Origin of the sequence: uncultured Algibacter sp., assembly GCF_963976535.1 — a bacterium.
In the GTDB taxonomy this organism is placed as follows: Bacteria; Bacteroidota; Bacteroidia; order Flavobacteriales; family Flavobacteriaceae; genus Algibacter_B.
The window spans coordinates 1-19,922 of sequence record NZ_CAXBLF010000058.1; the positions used below are offsets into that span (position 1 = coordinate 1).

Annotated in this window: 20 protein-coding genes; 12 read left to right on the top strand and 8 right to left on the bottom strand. The window is 31.6% G+C overall.

Going from position 1 to position 19,922, the window contains the following annotated elements; translation table 11 throughout:
* Positions 1-513: 513 nt before the first annotated feature.
* A complete protein-coding gene (locus tag AAC024_RS13170; RefSeq protein WP_339895948.1) occupies positions 514-2,403 on the bottom strand; it encodes a peptidase M61 in 1,890 nt (629 codons plus the stop codon).
* An 87-nt stretch (positions 2,404-2,490) separates the two neighbouring features.
* On the opposite strand from AAC024_RS13170, the gene AAC024_RS13175 reads away from it, so the two are divergent.
* The 6 genes from AAC024_RS13175 to AAC024_RS13200 all read left to right on the top strand — a co-directional run bounded on the left by AAC024_RS13175 (position 2,491) and on the right by AAC024_RS13200 (position 9,840).
* Positions 2,491-3,498 (top strand): glycosyltransferase family 2 protein, encoded by a 1,008-nt coding sequence (locus tag AAC024_RS13175; RefSeq protein WP_339895949.1) that lies wholly within the window; start codon positions 2,491-2,493, stop codon positions 3,496-3,498.
* 402 nt (positions 3,499-3,900) lie between these two features.
* Complete coding sequence (locus AAC024_RS13180; RefSeq protein ID WP_339895950.1) at positions 3,901-5,826, top strand: BatA domain-containing protein; 1,926 nt, start codon at positions 3,901-3,903, stop codon at positions 5,824-5,826.
* Positions 5,823-7,079 carry a dihydroorotase gene (locus AAC024_RS13185; protein WP_339895951.1) on the top strand — a complete coding sequence of 419 codons (1,257 nt, stop codon included), beginning with the start codon at positions 5,823-5,825 and terminating at the stop codon, positions 7,077-7,079. Before AAC024_RS13180 ends, AAC024_RS13185 begins: the two co-directional genes overlap by 4 nt.
* Before the next feature lie 2 nt (positions 7,080-7,081).
* The gene (locus AAC024_RS13190) at positions 7,082-7,420 is read left to right on the top strand and encodes a hypothetical protein (RefSeq protein ID WP_339895952.1); all 339 of its coding nucleotides are present in this window, start codon (positions 7,082-7,084) and stop codon (positions 7,418-7,420) included.
* Positions 7,421-7,526: 106 nt separating this feature from the next.
* A complete protein-coding gene (locus AAC024_RS13195; protein ID WP_339895953.1) occupies positions 7,527-8,183 on the top strand; it encodes an alpha/beta fold hydrolase in 657 nt (218 codons plus the stop codon).
* Between the two features lie 250 nt (positions 8,184-8,433).
* On the top strand, positions 8,434-9,840 hold the full coding sequence (locus tag AAC024_RS13200; protein ID WP_339895954.1) for an aldehyde dehydrogenase: 1,407 nt from the start codon (positions 8,434-8,436) through the stop codon (positions 9,838-9,840).
* On the opposite strand, the gene AAC024_RS13205 is transcribed toward AAC024_RS13200, so the two are convergent.
* The 5 genes from AAC024_RS13205 to AAC024_RS13225 form a co-directional block, all read right to left on the bottom strand.
* Positions 9,841-10,641: a histidine kinase gene (locus tag AAC024_RS13205; RefSeq protein WP_339895955.1), complete on the bottom strand. Its 801-nt coding sequence runs from the start codon at positions 10,639-10,641 to the stop codon at positions 9,841-9,843.
* Positions 10,617-11,339 (bottom strand): hypothetical protein, encoded by a 723-nt coding sequence (locus tag AAC024_RS13210; protein ID WP_339895956.1) that lies wholly within the window; start codon positions 11,337-11,339, stop codon positions 10,617-10,619. Before AAC024_RS13210 ends, AAC024_RS13205 begins: the two co-directional genes overlap by 25 nt.
* Before the next feature lie 3 nt (positions 11,340-11,342).
* Positions 11,343-11,861, bottom strand: coding sequence for a hypothetical protein (locus AAC024_RS13215; protein WP_339895957.1), 519 nt, complete (start codon positions 11,859-11,861; stop codon positions 11,343-11,345).
* Between the two features lie 99 nt (positions 11,862-11,960).
* Positions 11,961-12,587: a CPBP family intramembrane glutamic endopeptidase gene (locus AAC024_RS13220; RefSeq protein ID WP_339895958.1), complete on the bottom strand. Its 627-nt coding sequence runs from the start codon at positions 12,585-12,587 to the stop codon at positions 11,961-11,963.
* Positions 12,588-13,046 carry an Lrp/AsnC family transcriptional regulator gene (locus AAC024_RS13225; protein WP_339895959.1) on the bottom strand — a complete coding sequence of 153 codons (459 nt, stop codon included), beginning with the start codon at positions 13,044-13,046 and terminating at the stop codon, positions 12,588-12,590.
* 200 nt (positions 13,047-13,246) lie between these two features.
* Here AAC024_RS13225 and AAC024_RS13230 point away from each other — a divergent pair, with 200 nt between their 5' ends.
* Positions 13,247-14,452: an aminotransferase class I/II-fold pyridoxal phosphate-dependent enzyme gene (locus tag AAC024_RS13230; RefSeq protein WP_339895960.1), complete on the top strand. Its 1,206-nt coding sequence runs from the start codon at positions 13,247-13,249 to the stop codon at positions 14,450-14,452.
* A gap of 507 nt (positions 14,453-14,959) precedes the next feature.
* Here the strand turns inward: AAC024_RS13230 and AAC024_RS13235 are convergent.
* A complete protein-coding gene (locus AAC024_RS13235) occupies positions 14,960-15,175 on the bottom strand; it encodes a hypothetical protein (RefSeq protein WP_339895961.1) in 216 nt (71 codons plus the stop codon).
* 113 nt (positions 15,176-15,288) lie between these two features.
* On the opposite strand from AAC024_RS13235, the gene nhaC reads away from it, so the two are divergent.
* The 5 genes from nhaC (at position 15,289) to AAC024_RS13260 (ending at position 19,230) form a co-directional block, all read left to right on the top strand.
* Positions 15,289-16,767, top strand: coding sequence for a Na+/H+ antiporter NhaC (gene nhaC, locus AAC024_RS13240; RefSeq protein ID WP_339895962.1), 1,479 nt, complete (start codon positions 15,289-15,291; stop codon positions 16,765-16,767).
* A gap of 185 nt (positions 16,768-16,952) precedes the next feature.
* Complete coding sequence (locus AAC024_RS13245) at positions 16,953-17,597, top strand: peroxiredoxin (RefSeq protein ID WP_339895963.1); 645 nt, start codon at positions 16,953-16,955, stop codon at positions 17,595-17,597.
* Between the two features lie 64 nt (positions 17,598-17,661).
* On the top strand, positions 17,662-17,970 hold the full coding sequence (locus tag AAC024_RS13250; protein ID WP_339895964.1) for a thioredoxin family protein: 309 nt from the start codon (positions 17,662-17,664) through the stop codon (positions 17,968-17,970).
* An 89-nt stretch (positions 17,971-18,059) separates the two neighbouring features.
* Positions 18,060-18,317: a hypothetical protein gene (locus AAC024_RS13255; protein WP_339895965.1), complete on the top strand. Its 258-nt coding sequence runs from the start codon at positions 18,060-18,062 to the stop codon at positions 18,315-18,317.
* Between the two features lie 370 nt (positions 18,318-18,687).
* Entirely contained in the window at positions 18,688-19,230 is a 543-nt protein-coding gene (locus AAC024_RS13260; protein WP_339895967.1) for a dihydrofolate reductase family protein, read from the top strand.
* Positions 19,231-19,271: 41 nt separating this feature from the next.
* On the opposite strand, the gene AAC024_RS13265 is transcribed toward AAC024_RS13260, so the two are convergent.
* Complete coding sequence (locus AAC024_RS13265) at positions 19,272-19,742, bottom strand: ankyrin repeat domain-containing protein (protein ID WP_339895966.1); 471 nt, start codon at positions 19,740-19,742, stop codon at positions 19,272-19,274.
* Between the last annotated feature and the right edge of the window lie 180 nt (positions 19,743-19,922).

Below are 19,922 nucleotides of genomic sequence, written 5' to 3' on the forward strand. Positions count from 1 at the left end.
TTGTTTTTCAATGAACTTAATCATATTTTGTATCCCCAAGTAACGCAGGACACACCACGAACACACAACACCGTATATAATTTATTGCTAGTTCTAGCCTACTTACGAAAATCCTCGCGGATTTTCTATTCGGTTTATATTTGCTAAATTAGGTGCTTAAACACGCAACAAACCATATACAATAACGTTAAACGAACCTCCCCAAAAACAAAATAACTTTCAATTTAAAAATATAAGATAGCAAACTAAAGGTTAGGGATTACAGAGAAAATTCTTTTTAAAAATTGGGTTGCAATAAACTTTGACAATAACTAAAATTAACAGATTGACACATCGCAAACTTCTAGTAGTGACGTTTTAAAAAGATTGCAACCTTTCGTCTTGCGCTCAAGATAAACTTCAATCCCGACCTCCTGTCGCGATAGCTATCGGTACTGGGAACGCCATAAAAAAAACGATTGATAAACCACAAGTTCATCAATCGTTAATTCAATTTATATTTCTAAAATTTTATTAGCCTTTTAACCAAGCTTCGCGTAAAGTGTTTTGAGCATCTGTAGCCCCTTCCTTTTGTTTTAGAGCCTTAACTGTTGTGTAACCTTGCGTGGTGGTGGTTTTAATAATCACTTCCTTACCGGCTCTTTCAAGTTTCACTTCTATGTCTCTTCCTGGTTTCCAACCAAATACTTGACCTAAAATTTTATTAGCATTTTGAAGGGTTACTTTTTCACCATCAATTGCTTTGATAATATCATACGGTTGTGCCCCTTGCGCTTTCCAGAAACTATTTTCTAAAACACTGTCTATAAAGAAAATGCCTTTATCGCGAGCTCCGCTCACTATTGGAGCGCCATTCATTAAAATATAGTTTGCTTCTATTTGTCCTTCTCCTAGCTCTAAGCCTACTTTTTCGAAGAATGTATTGTAGTTAATTGGAATATCTCCAACTACATGTGCACTAAAGAATTCTGCTAACGACGGATACGTCATAGCAACAATTTCGTCGATTAATTTATCATCTTCAAACGGTTTATTTTTCCCGTATTTACTAGATAACTCTTTCATTAAAGAAAGAATACCTCTGCTACCGTTACTTTCTTCACGCATTAAAATATCTACACACATCCCTATTAACGCACCTTTTTGGTACACGTTTAAATATTGATCTTTATATGGTGCTTTTAAAACATTTTCACTCATAATGGTAAAACTCATAGCATCATTTAAACGCTTAGAACCTTCAATTTTTTCCATTATTTTATTGTAAAAATCTTTCTCTCCAACTAAACCTTGATCCACTTGAAATAAGGTTGCAAAATATTCTGTAACGCCTTCGTACATCCATAAATGCTTAGAAAATGTTGGTTTGTTATAATCGAAATAATGTATATCTTCTGAATGTACACTTAATGGTGTTACAATATGAAAAAACTCATGAGACACCACATCAATCATACTTTCTGCCAAAGCCGCTTCATCCAAAGCTTCCGGCATCACAACAACCGTTGAGGTATGGTGTTCTAAGGCACCAAATCCTTTAGGAGAGTCTTCTTTACCTTCCGATAAATACAAATAAATATCATAACGAGGGGTAACGTTTATATCTCCCAAATATGCTTTTTGAGCTTGCATCATTTTAAAAATAGTCTTTTTTAGTGATGCTGCTGAATGTACTTTGTTTGGAGAATATACACTTAAAACTATTTTAATATCGCCTACTTGAAATTCTTCAACATCAAGATTTCCATACATCATTGGGTTGTCTGTAATATCAAAATATCTAGGAGCAAAATAGCTTGTAGTTTCATTTTTACCATCTTCACTAGCCTTTGAACTTACATTCTGTAAAGCAGATGTGCGAACAAAACCTGATGCAGCAGTAACATCCAATTTATATTGATTGTTTTTTAATGAATCAAAATATCCAATAAACCCGTATAAGTTTAGTACATAATTATTAGGCTCCAAATTAGTTCCTGATGGTGAAAAAGGGGTGTCTTTTCCAATACCTCCAGTTGTTTCAATATCATACGTATCGTTTACTAAATAGGTGATTTTATCTAATTCTTTGGCATTTGCAATGGTCCATGAATTCGTATCCACTTTATTTACAACCATTTCAATTCCTTTATAATCATAGGCTTTAAAGTTGTCCACATACTTACCAAAGTCACTCACAGAATATGTACCTTGAACCACTCTAGGCAGTCTATAGGTTACTGTTTCTACTGTGAAACGCCCTGGATTAATAGTTACAGGTGCTTTGTCATTAGTGATATTAGATAAATTTATTGAAGTTTCAATAGGTAAACTTGTTGCTAAATCGTTGCTAATATTTTTAGTTGACCCACAGCCAACTAACACAGCTCCAGCAAAAAAAGCGAATAGAATTTTTGTATTCATCAATTTGAATTTTATAGTTTTTTAATTGACGCGCAAATTACCATAATGTTACGGGCTACTTTCTTAAGGTTTTGTTAAATTCGCAGTATGCAAAATCCATTAATAAGCATTCTAATTCCGTTTAAAAATACAGAGGAATTTATAGTTGATTGTTTAGAATCGATCATAAAGCAAAGCTATACCAATTGGGAACTACTTATTGTTGATGACAACTCAACAGACTCAAGTTTTTCTATGGTAGAAACTATGGCACAGCATGATGATAGAATTAAACTTTTCAAAAATTCTGGAAGTGGTATTATTGACGCTCTAAAATTAGCATTTAACCAAAGTACTGGCGAACTAATTACTAGAATGGACAGTGATGATATCATGCGCCAAAACAAGCTAAAAATATTATCAAATAATTTACTAACCTATGGAAAACAGCATGTTGCGGTAGGCATGGTTAATTATTTTTCTGCGGAAGGCATAAAAGCAGGATATAAAAGTTATGAAATTTGGTTGAATGGATTAACTAAAAACGGAACCAACTATTCTGAAATTTATAAAGAATGTGTTATCCCTTCACCTTGTTGGATGATACATAGAGAAGATTTAATAAGCTGTAATGCGTTTGAACCTAACAGATATCCTGAGGACTATGATTTAGCGTTTCGCTTCTACAAACATCGTTATAAATGTATCCCTTGTGATGTTGTTTTACATGATTGGAGAGATTATAGCCATCGCACTTCTAGAACAAATGAACACTATGCAGAAAATCATTTTATTCCTTTAAAACTGGACTACTTTTTAGAATTAGATTATAAACCTGAAAAAACACTGGTTGTTTGGGGCGCTGGCCACAAAGGTAAGTTTATTGCGAAATCACTTATTGAAAAAAACATGGCTTTTGAATGGATTTGCGATAATCCAAAAAAGATTGGTAGAGATATATACGGCAAAATTTTAAGCCCTTTTAATTGTTTAGAAACTATTGAAAATACTCAAAGCATTATTACCGTTGCCAACAAAACAGCACAGACAGAAATAAGAGATTACATGGATAAATTAAATATGAAGTCTATTAGCGATTATGTTTTCTTTTGTTAATCCTATCCCTAACCCTTTCCGAAGGAAAGGGAATTAGCAACACGATATATCCTGCAAGGTTTAGTTAAACATAAGTGTTCTGAAGCGTTTTAAATGCTGGTTTTGTTTTAGTTTACACCTCTAAAGTCCCCTCAAGAGGACAATGGTAATATTAAACTGAGTAAGTTGTCCCCTTGAGGGGACTTTAGGGGTGTTTCTTTTTAATATCTTTCATTTTATTTTTTCCTTAATTTAGAAGTTATTACGTTTTAAATTATATTTCTTGTACTCCGAACACTTAGGTTTAGCTAACCTTGTAGGTAAATGTTTTAGAATTTCAAAATCCAAAGGAATAATGTAATTACCAAAAAGCATCTTTATAAATTCATTTGCATTTTCTATATTTGGGCAATCTAAATCAACATGCAGTTTAAACACCCAGAACTTCTTTACGCATTATTTTTACTGCTCATTCCTATTATTGTTCATTTATTTCAACTTCGTAAATTTCAAAAAGTAGATTTTACCAATGTGGCGTTTCTTAAAGAAGCGACGCTTCAAACGCGTAAAAGTTCGCAAATAAAAAAGTGGTTAATTTTACTAACTAGATTATTATTACTTGCCGCTTTGGTTATCGCTTTTGCTCAACCTTTTACTTCAAAATCTAATAGTTTTAAGACTGAAAAAGAAACGATTATTTATTTAGATAATTCGTTTAGCATGCAAGCCAAAGGCAATCAAGGTGAATTGCTAAAACGTGCCGTACAAGATATCATTGCCAATGTTCCTGAAAATCAAAATATTTCAATAATTACAAACGATGGCGTTTTCAAAAACACAACTCTTAAAGCTATTAAAAACGACTTATTAAAGCTTAATTATTCATCAAACGGCTTATCACCTGAAGCTGTATTATTAAAAAGTAAAACGCTTTTCAATAATAAAAGTAACACTTTAAAAAATATTATTTTAATATCTGATTTCCAAGAAGATAAATCAAGTTTTAAAGTTGAATCTGACCCCTTAATTAACTTAAACTTAGTAAACTTAAACCCCTTAAACAGTAACAACATTTCAATAGATAGTATTTATATTTCTGAAACAAATCCTTCTTCAATTGAATTAAAAGTAACATTAAAAAATAGTGGTATTCCTATTGAAAATTTACCTGTATCATTATACAACGATGATAACCTTATTGCAAAAACTTCTGTAGCTATAGAGCAAGGTGCTGAGACCATATTTTCGCTTCCTGTTGACCAAATTATTAATGGAAAAATAACTATTGATGATTCCAATTTGCAGTTTGATAATACGCTATATTTCAACATTAATAAAGCTTCAAAAATTAATATTTTAGCCATCAATGGACAGGATGATTCATTTTTAAAACGCATATATCCCAAAACCGAATTTAATTACAATGCATCACCCGTAAATCAGCTAAACTACAATCTTATCGATGTCCAACATTTAATTATTTTGAATGAATTGAACAGCATTCCTATTGCCTTATTTTCAGCTTTAAAACAATTTACCAGTCAAGGAGGCTCCATAATTGTAATGCCTTCAAAAGCAATTAATATGGCATCCTATAATCAATTATTAGCAAATTATAATGGCGGTTTTAATGATGTAATGACTTCTGAAAAACGCATAACCACCATAAATTACTCGCATCCATTATATAACAATGGTGTTTTTGAAAAGCAAGTTAAAAACTTTCAATACCCAAAAGTAAATAGCTTTTATAATATAGCTTCTTCTGGCCTATCACCGGTTTTACAATTTGAAGATGAAAAAATATTCTTAGGACAAAAAAAGAACGCTTATATATTTACTGCAGCTTTGAACCAAGATAATTCTAATTTTAAAAATTCGCCGTTAATAGTCCCTACGTTTTACAATATAGCGAAACAAAGTTTCAAAATTCCTGTATTGTATTACACCATTGGTAAAGAAAACACTTTTGATGTTGAAACAAAAATGCAACAAGATGCCGTTTTATCTCTAGAAAACGGAACTATAAATAGGATACCTAAGCAACAATATTTTAATAATAAAGTGGTTGTAAAAACTTTAGAAGAGCCATCGTTTTCAGGTACTTATTTAATAAAAAACAAAAACGAAACCATTAAAAACGTGAGTTACAATTATAACAGAAATGAAAGTAAGTTAACATACAGAAATCTTTCTTCAATAGAAAATGTTACAGTTAGCGATTCAATCACTAAAGTTTTCGATACCATAAAAAGTGATACAAAAGTTAACGCCCTATGGAAATGGTTTGCTATTTTTGCATTAGCGTTATTGATTATTGAAATGCTCATCTTAAAATTCTTTAAATGAACATACTTATAAAATCTGCCACAATTATAGATTCAAAAAGCGAGTTTCATAATACAACTCAAGATTTATTAATTGAAAATGGTGTGATTACTAAGATTTCCAAAAGCATTAAAAATCCAAAAAATTACGAAGAAATTAAGCTTGACAACCTTCATATATCGCAAGGTTGGTTTGATAGTAGTGTTAGTTTTGGGGAGCCTGGATATGAAGAACGTGAAACTATTGAAAATGGCCTAAAAACAGCCGCATATTCTGGTTTTACTTCTGTTGCTGTAAATGCCAACACAAATCCTATAATAGATTCCAATTCTAATATTACGTTTTTAAACTCAAAAGCAAACAATAATGCTGTAAACTTATTACCTATTGGAGCTTTAACCACAGGAAGCAAAGGTGAATATTTAGCCGAACTTTTTGACATGAGTACTGCTGGTGCGGTTGCATTTTACGACTATAAAAAGCCAATATCCAATCCAAACTTGATGAAAATTGCTTTACAGTATGCCAGTAATTTTGATGGATTAGTATGCTCGTTTCCGCAAGAGAATAAAATTTCTGGTCAAGGCGTTATGAATGAAAACATAACCAGTACCAGATTAGGTTTAAAAGGTATTCCGGCTTTAGCTGAAGAATTACAAGTTGCCAGAGATTTATTTTTACTAGAATATACTGGCGGCAAATTACATATCCCAACCATTTCAACTGAAACTTCAGTCGATTTAATTAGAGAAGCAAAGAAGAAGAAACTAGATGTTACCTGTAGTGTAGCGATTCACAATCTATATTTTACTGATGATGTTTTAACAGATTTCGACACTAATTATAAAGTACTACCACCACTTAGAACACAAACTGATATAGACGCTTTAATTGAAGCTGTAAAAGATGGCACTATAGATATGGTTACAACCGACCACAATCCTATAGATATTGAAGAGAAGAAAATAGAATTCGATCACGCTAATTATGGCAGCATTGGATTAGAAAGCGCTTTTGGAGCATTACAAAGCATCTTTACCACAAAAAAGACCATTGATGTCTTAACAAAAGGAAAAGCAAGATTTAGCGTAGAACAATCACCAATTAATGAAGGAAGTTCTGCGAATATGACACTTTTCAATCCAGATACGAAATACACATTCTCTAAAAAAGACATGGTATCCAGATCTAAAAATTCCATTTTTGAAAATGAAACTTTAAAAGGAAAGGCTTATGGTATTATTTCTAACAACCAAGTCGTTTTAAATTCTTAAACATGACAGAACTAGATATTGATAAAGGACGCCAAAATGCAATAATAAGCTATATAACCATCATTGGGGTTATTATAGCGTATTACATGAATAATGAAGATGATAAAAAAAGTGCCTTTGCAAGTTTTCACATCAGGCAGTCTTTGGGGTTATGGCTTACTTTTTTTGCCTTAGGGTACATCATTGGAAACTTTAATAGTTGGTTAATTACCTCTGCATTTTATTTGTTTTTTGCAGTCCTCTTTATTTACGGTTTTATAAACGCTATTAGCAGAAAAGCTCAAGCTGTGCCTCTTGTTGGCAGCTTTTACCAAAAAATATTTGCAAATCTTGGATCATAAACTAGCTCTGGACGCGTCCACGAGCTATTAAATTCCAAAATAACAAAACACAAAATTCCAAAAAGTATCTAACCTAGCCACGAATCATAAAGCCTAAATCAAATACATGATAAATAATAATCTCTCTTTACATCACGTTATTAGAAAATCAAGTTTAACCGAAAATGCACCACTACTAATAATGATGCACGGTTATGGTAGTGACGAAAACGATTTGTTTTCGTTTGCTTCGGAATTACCAGAAGAACTTTTTATAATTTCAGTAAAAGCGCCCTATCCTATGCAACCTTTTGGAAATGCTTGGTATGCTATTAATTTTGATAAAGAAAAAGGAAAATGGAGCAATAATGAACAAGCTATAGAATCTCGCGATTTAATTGCAAAATTTATTGATGAAGCTGTAGCAACATATCCGGTAAACAAAAATAATGTATCTCTCCTAGGATTCAGCCAAGGTACTATTTTAAGTTATGCTGTAGCTTTAACCTATCCTGAAAAAGTAAAAAACATTATAGCGCTTAGTGGCTATATTAACAAAGATATTTTTCCTAAGGATATAGAACATCGAGATTATTCTAATTTAGATTTTTATTGCTCACACGGAAGTGCAGACCAAGTAATTCCAGTGGATTGGGCAAGACTTACTTCTCCTTTTTTGGATGGCTTAAACATTAAGTATAAGTATTCAGAATTCCCTGTGGGTCATGGTGTAGCGCCTCAAAATTTTTATGAGCTTAAGAATTGGTTAGATAAACGTATTTAAAGTTTACAAGTTTTTCTAACTAAAATCAAAACATATAGACTGCGTTAATACGACATCACTAGTAAAGTCCTAATGGTTTTTTGTTTGGATTTTTTGATTTATTTGTAAGAAAAATTAATTGTATTTACAGGATAATAGTAACAAAAAACTTGCTATATCCTGACTTCCAGCAGGCAGGCGCCCAAATAGCTTTTTGAAAAAACGTTGTTCACACTAAAATTATTTCTTTTTAAAACCTATTTGGTATAATTTGAATACCTTTAAAAAAACATTAGTATTGGATACCATATCTAACATCATTAGTCATCAACGTGGATTTTTTAAATCACAAAAAACAAAAGATTTAGATTATAGACTATCTCTTTTAAAAGCATTAAAAGTTGAAATTCTAGCTAATGAACAAGCTGTTATTGATGCTTTAAATAAAGACTTTAAAAAATCTGAATTTGAAGCTTACCTAAGTGAATTTGGAATCGTTATTTCTGAATTGAATTTAGCAATAAAACACTTAAAAAAATGGGCAAAACCAAAACGCATTAAATCTTCATTATTAACATTTCCATCAAAAGATTATTTATACCAAGAGCCTTTTGGTACTATACTGATACTAGCACCATGGAATTACCCTTTTCTTTTAGCCATGGAACCTTTAATTATGGCTTTAGCGGCTGGAAATACAGTAGTTGTGAAGCCTAGCGAATTAACAGTACATACTTCTAAAGTAATTACTCGAATTATTAAAAATGTGTTCCCAGAATCCCATGCAACTTCTATAGAAGGTGGCGTGGAGATATCAACAGCATTATTAGCCCAAAAATGGGACTATATTTTCTTTACTGGAAGTACAAAGATTGGAAAAATTGTTGCCCAAGCTGCAGCAAAATATTTAACGCCTGTGGTGTTAGAACTTGGTGGAAAATCGCCTTGTATTATTGACGATTCGGTAAATTTAAAACTTGTAGCTAGAAGATTAGTTTGGGGCAAATTTTTAAATGGTGGACAAACCTGTATTGCACCAGATTATGTTATTGCCAAGTCTAATATTAAACAGGAACTTATTGCTGTTTTGAAAACTGAAATTTTAAGACGCTATGGTGAGAATCCTGAAGGATCACCAGATTTCCCCAGAATAATCAATAAAAACAACATAAAACGACTTGAAACCTTACTTATGGATTCTAGCATTGCTTTTGGTGGTGAAATCAATGCGAACGAATGCTACATTTCGCCTACCATAGTTGATGAACCTAATTTGAATAGTCAACTAATGCAAGAAGAAATATTTGGTCCGATTTTGCCGATTTTAACTTATGACACTGAAGAAGATATTGAACAGATTATATGGAATATAGAGAAACCTCTATCGTTCTATGTGTTTTCAAACAATACCTCTTTTATTAAAGAAACCATTGAAAAATACAGTTTTGGTGGTGGTGTAATTAATGATTTATTAATTCATTTTGGAAATCACAGATTACCATTTGGAGGTGTTGGTGCTAGCGGTATGGGCAAATACCATGGAAAACATGGTTTTAATACCTTTTCAAATACAAAACCTATTGTAAAACGTGGTAATTGGTTTGATCCTTCATTTAGGTATGCGCCTTACAAAGGGAAAATGAGTTTACTAAGAACCGTTTTTAAGTATTTCGGATAATCAAGCTAAAGGATAGTTTAAAACAAGTTTTACACCTTCACCTAGTTTAGAATTCAAATCCAAATCAGCGCCAATTAAAGTTGCTCTGCTTTTCATATTAATTAAACCTGATCCTTTTTCTATGGCATTTATATCAAAGCCTTTCCCGTCATCAGTTGCGATAATAATTATATTGTCAGGTTTATAATCTAGAGTAATACTTATATTTTTTGCTTCAGAATATTTAACCGTATTAGATAAAAACTCTTGAAGAATTCTAAAAATAATAATTTCATGTTTCCGGTCATTAAAATCGGCTTTATTTCCAATAATTTTAAGTTCTGCCGATGTAAACTTCATTTTCTTTAATCGGTCTAACTCATTGGTAATAGACTTCTCAAAACCAATGTTTAAAATCACATCGTTATTTAATGTCTTGGACAATGAGCGTACTTCTTTTAAACCATTGCTAAGTGCTTCTGTGGTATCTTTAAACTTTTCTTTAACATCATCAGACACTTGCATCTTTAAAATACTCAATTGCATACTTGCGAATGACAATAACTGACCCACATTGTCATGTAATTCCCATCCTATATTTTTTAATGTTTGTTCTTGAGCTTCGGTTTGCGCCTGAATAATTTCTTGCTCAAAGGCTTGTTGTTGCTTAATCTGATCTAGTAGTAATTTATTTTTACGTTTCTGAAACACCACAAAAAACACAATTACTAGTGAGGTAATGATAATTAAAACTAATATCATATACACCAATAAATAACGTTCTGAAGCTGTACTAGCTAGTCTTTCTGAGGTCTGCACCATATTAAAGCAAAGGTAAAAGTTGAATACATAAGTATATTAGCGGATAAATATAAAAGCCTTCTCAATTTTATATAATCCCAATCTCTTTCATAAACACCAATTTCGTATGAAGTATAATTATCATAGAAAACAATAGGTGTAATAATTAACCACCATATAAAAATAGCAGCACTAATATAGAAATTTAATGATTTGTAAAAGGTTAATATTTCATCATTTTGAAGTATTTCTAAAAAATAAAAAACAGTGCATAAAAAAACAATAATTGCCCCAAAAATACTAATGCTAGGGAAGAAACTGTTGAAAAAATCTTCCCAATTCAACGAAATATAAATCATTGAAAAGGTAAGAAAAATATAGCTAGCATACTTAATAATATTTTTAAAATGTTTAGCTTTTATAATTTTTTGATAGTAGAATGCAAAAAACATTATAGCACCTATTTTCCAAAATAAAGTTGACCACCAATAGTTTTTTTGAATTAAAGTACCTATTAAAAAACTAAGTGATTTATCAGGTTTCACTAACCAAGTATATGTATTCAAAAAATCACAAAAGGTTAAAAAAATCAAAAAATATATGAAATATTTTGCGACAGATTTTCTGTAATATTTAAATAAAAATATTCCTGTTAAGGCCGCCATGGCTTCAACTGAATGTGTTAATACACTATAGTTTTCTAATAAAAATTCTTGCACAAATTATTGTGGATAACCGTTGCCACTTCCTCCTCCTTCATTTAAAGGCGGTGCAAGAATATCAGTATCTGATGGTGGTAAAAACAGATTTAAACTACTTGCTTTAGAATGTTTCTTGGGACCTGTTGGTACAATAAACATGGTATTTCTATTCTTTTTTATTGGGTTTGAATTTTTACCATAGTTACCTAGATACACGCGAACACCCGTCATAGTATATCCTAAAGAATCCGATTTTGCTTTTGCATAAGCTAAGTACTCATTAACTTCTTTTAGTGACCACCAAACAGAACGTATTTTCTTTTTTGAACCTTCAACTTCAAATGTTGAGTCTATTTCTGTAGCATTATTATTTTCCCAATTTTTACTTAATATTTTGGCTTGTGCAACAGAAATAGTGTCTTTTGGAATTACCTTTTCTACATCCGTAGTGTACATATCATCAATTTGTCGGGGACAAAAATAATACGTTAATACCGCTCCAATAATGAATCCTAAAATAATCAGTCCTAATTTTTTCATGTTTTATTTTGATTTTTAGTTAATAATAGCTGCTCTAAAATAGTAAAAGATTTTGTTATCGTAATATTATATATCGTAAAAAGAAAATTATCAATAAATTTACACAGGAAAACCAAGCATTTCACCCATACCTACTGTAAAAAGCCAACAGCCATAAATAGCATGTTCAATAGATACCAGAAGTGTAGATTGTGTTTTTTTGTAGGTATAAGCAAATAATAACCCGCCTAGAAAAGTTAAAACAAGCACCAAAACACTTCCAAAAAAAAGATGTGCTAGAGAAAAGAAAATGGCATTAACAAAAATAAGTAACCCTTCATTTTTGAATAAACCCGCATACCTTTTGAAGAAAAATGTTCTATAAATTAATTCTTGGGGATAAACAGAAAAGAAACTATAAACAAATAATAATACAAGCCATTTTATGGGCTTGTTAAGCATAACACTAAAAAGTGATGCGCTATCGGTTATCCAAACAAATCCTGTTGTAATAATTGCAATTAAAACTAACTTTATGATGGTTGATTTCCAAAAAAATTTCCAATCTAAATATTTTGAAATCTCAAATTTCTGGTTTTCAATTTTCAATAAAACATAAATCACATAAATAAATCCAAAAAAACCAACACCCAATTTAACCCAAAATGAATAGTTTAATGTAAAACTTGTTGGTATCAATATAAAAATGACAAAAAACTCCAAGCCTTTATATTTAATTGAATTCATCTAGAAATTAATGGCATTACTATACTTTACTTCGTTGATTACAAACATACTATGTGTGCTTCCAATATGATTTATACTTGTTAATTTTTTAACCATAAACTCTCTAAAAGCCGCCATATCTTTAACAATAACTTTAAGAAGGTAGTCGTAATCGCCACTTAAATGATAACACTCCAGCACTTCATCTATGCGCTTCACTTCTCTCTCAAAACTTACTACAAATTCTTGACTATGCTGAATCAATTTAACATGGCAAAACACAACAAAATTCCTATCAACCTTATCTTTATTAACAACCGCAATATAGCCATTAATATACCCCTCTTTTTCAAGTTTTTTTATCCGTTCGTAAACTGCTGTAACAGATAAACCCAACTTATTTGAAAGTTCCTTATTGGTTTGCTTACTATCCTGTTGTAAGTATTCTAGTAGTTTTTTATCGGTAGTATCAAATATCATAATTGAAAATATTTCATTGAAATGTTTAAAAACAAACCTAATTGTGTTATTTAAACTATAAATATAACATAAATTAGTTTTATTTTCTAATATCATACAAATCAATTGTTTTTTAATCTATAATTACTGAATTTTGAATTAAATATTAATTATATTAATAATAGGTTTCGACCGCGCTCAACCTGACAAAATTAAAAATTATGGCATTTAAACCTGCAAATAACATTCAAGACTTACAGTATTTTGGCGAATTTGGAGGAGTTAATCCTTCAATTTCAGATTCATCAACTTACACATTTCTATCAGCAAAAACCATGTTTGATACGTTTGAAGGAAATGCCGATGGATGCTACCTATATTCTCGTCATTCTACACCTTCAAATTTATATTTAGGAGAAGCTTTAGCGGCTATGGAAGGAACAGAAACTGCTAATGTATCAGCATCAGGAATGGGTGCAATTACACCCGTTATCTTGCAGTTATGTGGTGCTGGAGATCATATTATTTCAAGCAGAACCATTTATGGCGGAACTTATGCCTTTCTTAAAAATTTTACACCAAAGTTTAATATTAAAACAAGTTTTGTTGACATAACGAAACTTGATGTTGTAGAAGCCTCAATAACCAAAAACACAAAGATTATATTTTGTGAGTCTGTAAGCAACCCCCTTTTAGAAGTTGCTGATATTAAAGGCTTAGCTAAAATTGCCAAAAAACACAATTTAAAATTAGTAGTTGACAATACATTTTCTCCATTATCAATTTCACCGGCTACCTTAGGTGCTGATATTGTGATTCATAGTTTAACAAAGTTTATAAATGGCTCAAGTGACACTGTTGGTGGCGTGGTTTGTGGAACTCAAGAATTTATAAATGATTTGCGAAATGTAAATGATGGTGCATGTATGCTTTTGGGATCAACCATGGATAGCTTGAGGGCTGCTTCAGTTTTAAAAAACTTAAGAACACTTCATATAAGAATGCAACAACATAGCAAAAATGGTTTGTATTTAGCTAATAAATTTGAAGCAGATGGTTTAAAAACAGTTTATCCTGGACTAAAATCTCATCCTTCTCACGAGCAATTCAAAAGCATGATGAATGAAGCTTATGGATATGGTGGCATGCTAACCATAGACGTTGGTTCTCTAGAAAAAGCCAACAAATTGATGGAATTGATGCAAAATAGAAATTTAGGTTACCTAGCTGTTAGCCTTGGTTTTTATAAAACATTATTTTCTGCTCCTGGAAGTTCTACCTCTTCTGAGATTCCTGAAGATGAACAAAAGGAAATGGGTTTAAGCGATGGGTTGATTCGTTTTTCTATTGGCTTAGATGCTGATATTGAACGTACTTATAATGTGATGCGTGAGTGTATGGTGGAAATTGGGGTTTTAGAATTATAACACGGAGATATACAGTGCCTCACCAAGCTACGCGATAACTACTGAGGGGCGTAAATAATGGTGTACCATAAGGCGTAAAACAGTCTAAATAGGATGTATAAACCCGCTATGAAACAATATAGCGTCAATTATGTTTCCATAAAGTAAGTTGCCAACAAATACATCTAAATCTGGAATGACGCCAAATAACAAGGCTTTATTTCCGATTTTCTTTCCAATAGCATCTCCACAAGCAGCCTAAAATAATCTGAGTTAGTGAATCCATATTTTAAGAACATAAATTTAAGGAACTAAGGGATTCATTCTTAAGTTTTATCAGCTTGGTTTTTAGAATGACGTTTTTTTTTATTTCATTAAAGTTCTGTAATTCGCTCTCTTATAATTCGTTTATTATCTTATTTTGATCTACATGATCACCAAAAACATTCTATTTTTTAAAGGCCAATAATTCCATTTGAGATAAATCGTTTTAAGTGTTTAACTATTATTTTAACTTCCAATGTTTTTTTATATTGAATCATGTATTTCTAAATTAACTTCTAAGCTTTGGTTGTTTTTAAAAATTCTAAAATCAGAAAATGATTCTTCAAAATAGTTTTCTATTTCTTCAGAATGATTATCAGATAGGGATAGACTATCTTTTGAATTATGAAAAAATTCACGCTTATATATAAATAACCCTAAAACAACAAATGACGACATAAGAGACAAAGCAAAGAACATTTAGTTAATATTATTAAAACGTGTACTCATAAGACACTGATTTTCAAATAAGTTCCACAATTTTGAAAATGAACAATAATATCGTAACATTACGAGACTAAAAAAAATACTATATGCAAGACGGCGACAATATTTCTGAGTTTAAAGCAGACAAACAAAACATTATTGAAAATATAGAATTGAATATTTGGGAAGCTTTAATTCCAGTCGTTATTTTAATGGGAATGCTAGCATATAACGTCTTTTTTGTAGAAGATCAAGAATGGTTTGGAACTTATACAAATCAAATTATTTTACTTCTAGGTGGTGGTGTAGCAGCAGTTGTTGGTTTTTTTAACAAGGTTTCTATTAACATCATGCTATCTGAAATATGGGAAAACTTAAAAAGTGTTTTTATTCCTATCATGATTCTTTTTTTAGTAGGCGCATTAGCTGGCACATGGCTAGTTAGTGGTGTAATTCCAGCCATGGTATATTATGGTTTACAGGTTTTAAGTCCTGAAATATTTTTGCCTGCATCTGTAGTTATAGCAGCAATTATATCGATTGCCACAGGCAGTTCATGGACCACCTCTGCAACCGTTGGTATTGCGCTTGTTGGAATTGGAACAGCTTTAGGCATAAACCCAGGAATGATAGCTGGTGCCGTTATTTCTGGTGCCTATTTTGGAGATAAAATGTCACCGCTAAGTGACACCACAAACCTTGCGCCTGCAATGGCTGGAACCGATTTATTTACACATATAAAGTATATGACTATTACCACAGTACCTACAATAATAATAACACTTATTGTTTTTGGAATTTTAAGTTTTACTATTACAACTACTGGTCGTTCAGATGTGAGTAATTTATTAGAAACCATTAATACCACTTTCAATATTACACATTGGTTATTTTTGGTTCCGTTGGCTGTTATCGGTTTAATTCTTTTAAAAACAAAACCATTAATTGCCTTAAGCGCTGGGATTTTATTGGCAGCAGTTTTCGCTTTTATTTTTCAACCAGATATTTTAAATAGTTTAGGAACTTCTAAATTATCATCAATATTTACTTCCATTTTTACTGACACACAAATAACTACAGAAAACGAGAAATTAAACGACCTCTTTTCTGCAGGCGGCATGAAAGGGATGCTTTGGACAATCTATCTTATTCTTTGCGCTATGGTATTCGGCGGTATTATGGACGGTATTGGTGCACTTTCTAGAATAACCAGTGCTTTACTGTCTGTGGCCACATCAGTTTTTGGATTATTTGCAACTACGGTAATAAGTTGTTTAGGCTTAAACGTGATTGCATCAGACCAATATTTAGCCATTGTAATCCCTGGTAAAATGTTTAAAAAAGCTTTTGAGGATAAAGGTTTAGCTCCAGAAAATTTAAGTAGAACTTTAGAAGATTCAGGAACAGTAACTTCAGTACTAATTCCTTGGAATACATGTGGCGCCTATCAATCTAGTGTTTTAGGTGTAGGCGTTGGTGAGTATTTTATATATGCCGTTTTCAATTGGCTAAGCCCGTTTACAACCTTATTTTTTGCAGCGTTTTCAATTAAAATCAGGCAATTAAAATCTTCTAACTCGAAGTAACTCTCTCATTTTCAGTTCGCATAAATAAATACTATTAATCAATAAGTTTTTAAAATTTTGTAAGGTTTACTTTTCTATTGTTGCACCATATTTTTGCACACTTAAAAGCGAATCATTAATTGAACTGGCTTGTGATTTTTCGCTTCAATCAAAAAATAACAAACCAGTTCTTACAAAAAAATAAAATGGCATTAGTAGGAAAAAAATTTCCAAGCTTAAACGTTGACGCAATGAACGATATGGGCGATACTTTTAAATTAAACGTTCTAGAAGAAGCAGTTAACAATAAGAAAAAAGTAGTATTATTTTGGTATCCAAAAGATTTCACTTTTGTATGTCCAACAGAATTACATGCATTTCAAGCTGCTTTAGGTGAATTTGAAAAAAGAAACACCATAGTAATTGGTGCGTCTTGTGATACTCCTGAAGTTCACTTTGCATGGTTAAGTACTGCAAAAGACAATGGAGGTATTGAAGGTGTTACTTACCCTATTCTTGCAGACAGCAACAGAAACCTATCTAGTGTTTTAGATATCTTAGATATCACTAACGAAACTTTTGATGAAGAAACAGGAACTATTCAAGTAGAAGGCGATAACGTGACTTACAGAGCCACTTACATTATTGATGAAGCTGGTGTGGTACAACACGAAAGCATTAACAACATGCCTTTAGGTAGAAACGTTGGTGAATATCTTCGTTTAGTTGATGCTTTAACACACGTGCAAGAAAAAGGTGAAGTTTGTCCGGCAAACTGGGAAGAAGGTAAAGATGCTATGAGTGCCAATGCTAAAGCTACAGCTGAGTATTTAGCTGCTCATGCTAACTAAAAAATAGTTCTCAGTATCTGTCAGGTTTTCAAAACCTGACAGGTCTTAAAAACATAGTTAAGTTATGATTAAAGAATTAAACGAAGATAATTTACAAGACTTGGTTGCTAAAAATAAAACTGTAGTGGTGCAGTATTCAGCTACTTGGTGTGGAAATTGTCGAATTATGAAACCAAAAGTAAAGAAACTAGCTTCAGAATTGGAAGCTATTACTTTTGTTATCGCTGACGCGGAAAAATTTCCAGAAAGTAGAAAGCTGGCCACAGTTGATAATTTACCAACGTTTGCAACCTTTAAAAATGGAGCATTCGTAAATCAAGTACAAACAAATAAGTTTGAGGTTTTAAAAGAACTTGTTGAAGAAGTTGTTTAGAGTTTTCGCTTTCGCGGAAATAATTAAAGCACTCAAAAAAATTAAAGAGATTTCCGCCTTCGCGGAAATGAAAAAAATATATTCAATTAATGAAGTTACCAGTTATTAAGCATCTCACTCAATTTATTGAGGACAACGATGAAGATTTCGTAGTTGAAACTATTGAAACTTTAGAAGCTTTAACAGAAGTAGCATCTTTAAAAGATGAAGAATTAGATGTTATTGGCGAACTAATTTCCAATATGTATGGCGCTATTGAAGTCCATAAAATGACGAAGTCCGGAACACCAAAAAAAGAAGCTTTAAATAGTTTTATGAGCCGTGTTATAGGTTCTATTGATACATAAATTGAAAAATAAAAATGAGTTTTATACCATATCTGCATTGAAATTACTGCAAAAGAAAATGAAGATTTTTTTCTTTATACGATATAGAAAAATAAAGCATAGCCATAGTTACGATTTCTTTTTATATTGAAGCAGAAAGGAAAAAAGGGCATTTTATTGCGGTCATTTCAATGTAGAAATGGTATTATTACAAAACCACTTTGCGAAAGCAGGGTGGTTTTTTGTTTTGGATTGAAATTTGGGTTTATAAAAGAACCTGTTCCCTTCATTTAACAACCAATAAACTTCACGCGTATGGAACTTGTTTCAGTATTGAAACTAAACTTTATCTTTGCATGTATGCTATTTAAATGCAGCACTTAAAAAATTGATGAAATTGAATCATAGAAAATTGATTTTATATATAAGCATGAGTCTTGACGGATTTTTAGCCACAAATGACGATGACCTTTCTTGGCTTTCTGTGGTGAAAAAAGAAGGAGAAGATTATGGTTATATGGAATTTAATAAAACTGTAGATACTTATATTGTCGGAAGAACAACTTATAAAACAGTACTCAAAATGACTGGAGGAACATTTCCACCATCCGAACAACACAAATGCTATGTGATTACCAGACAAGAAAGGGAAGACCAAAATGGAATAACATTCTACAACGGGGGTATTGAAGAATTAATAAATAGATTTAAAAATGAAAATGGTAAAAATATTTATTGCGATGGTGGTGGACAAATTGTAAAGCTCTTAATGGAAAAAAATCTGATAGATGAATATAGAGTTTCAGTAATTCCAATTATTCTTGGAGATGGAAAAAGGCTCTTTAATGGTGGAACACCAATGATAAACCTGAAAGCTTTACCAAGTAAACAATTTGAATCTGGTCTAATTCATCTGCGATACGAAAAGAAATAAAATAGTTAAAACCCTCCTTTTTAAAAGACCTCTTGAAAATACTATTTCAAAAGATCCACAATAGCTTCAAATCCTTTTTCTTTTGCATAATCCAATACTGTTTTTCCTTGATTATCCTTTTGAGTTACATCTGCTTCATGCTTAAGTAATAACACAACCATTCCAGTTTGATTATACATAGCTGCAAAAATCAGTGGTGTTATCCCCAGGCTGTTTTTTGCATTAACATCTGCTCCTTTTTTAATTAAAAGAGTAGCTAAATCTGTATTTCCTTTAAAAGCAACCCCTATAAGTGCCGTATTTCCTGAACTATCTGTAGCGTCAATTTCAGCATTAAAATCTAAAAGTGTTTCAACCACATCTTTTTTATCAAAATAAGATGCAAATATTAAAGGTGTAAATCCTCTAGCATCTTTTGCGTTTACTAATTCTGGGTGTAATTTCAGTAGCACTTCAACACGGTCTTTTTCACCAGACTGGATAGCTTCAAAGAAAAAATTAATATCATTCATATTACAAATACATTAAAGGTGTCATTTTCTTGTTTTCGATATACAAAATCATATGATTTTTATTATTCTGAACAGAGTATGTGGACAAATCCTATAATGATGAGATTTCTCGTCGTTCATGCTTTACTCTGTCGAAATGACAAAAAAATTAAAATAAAATTGGGATAAGCGCTATGAAAC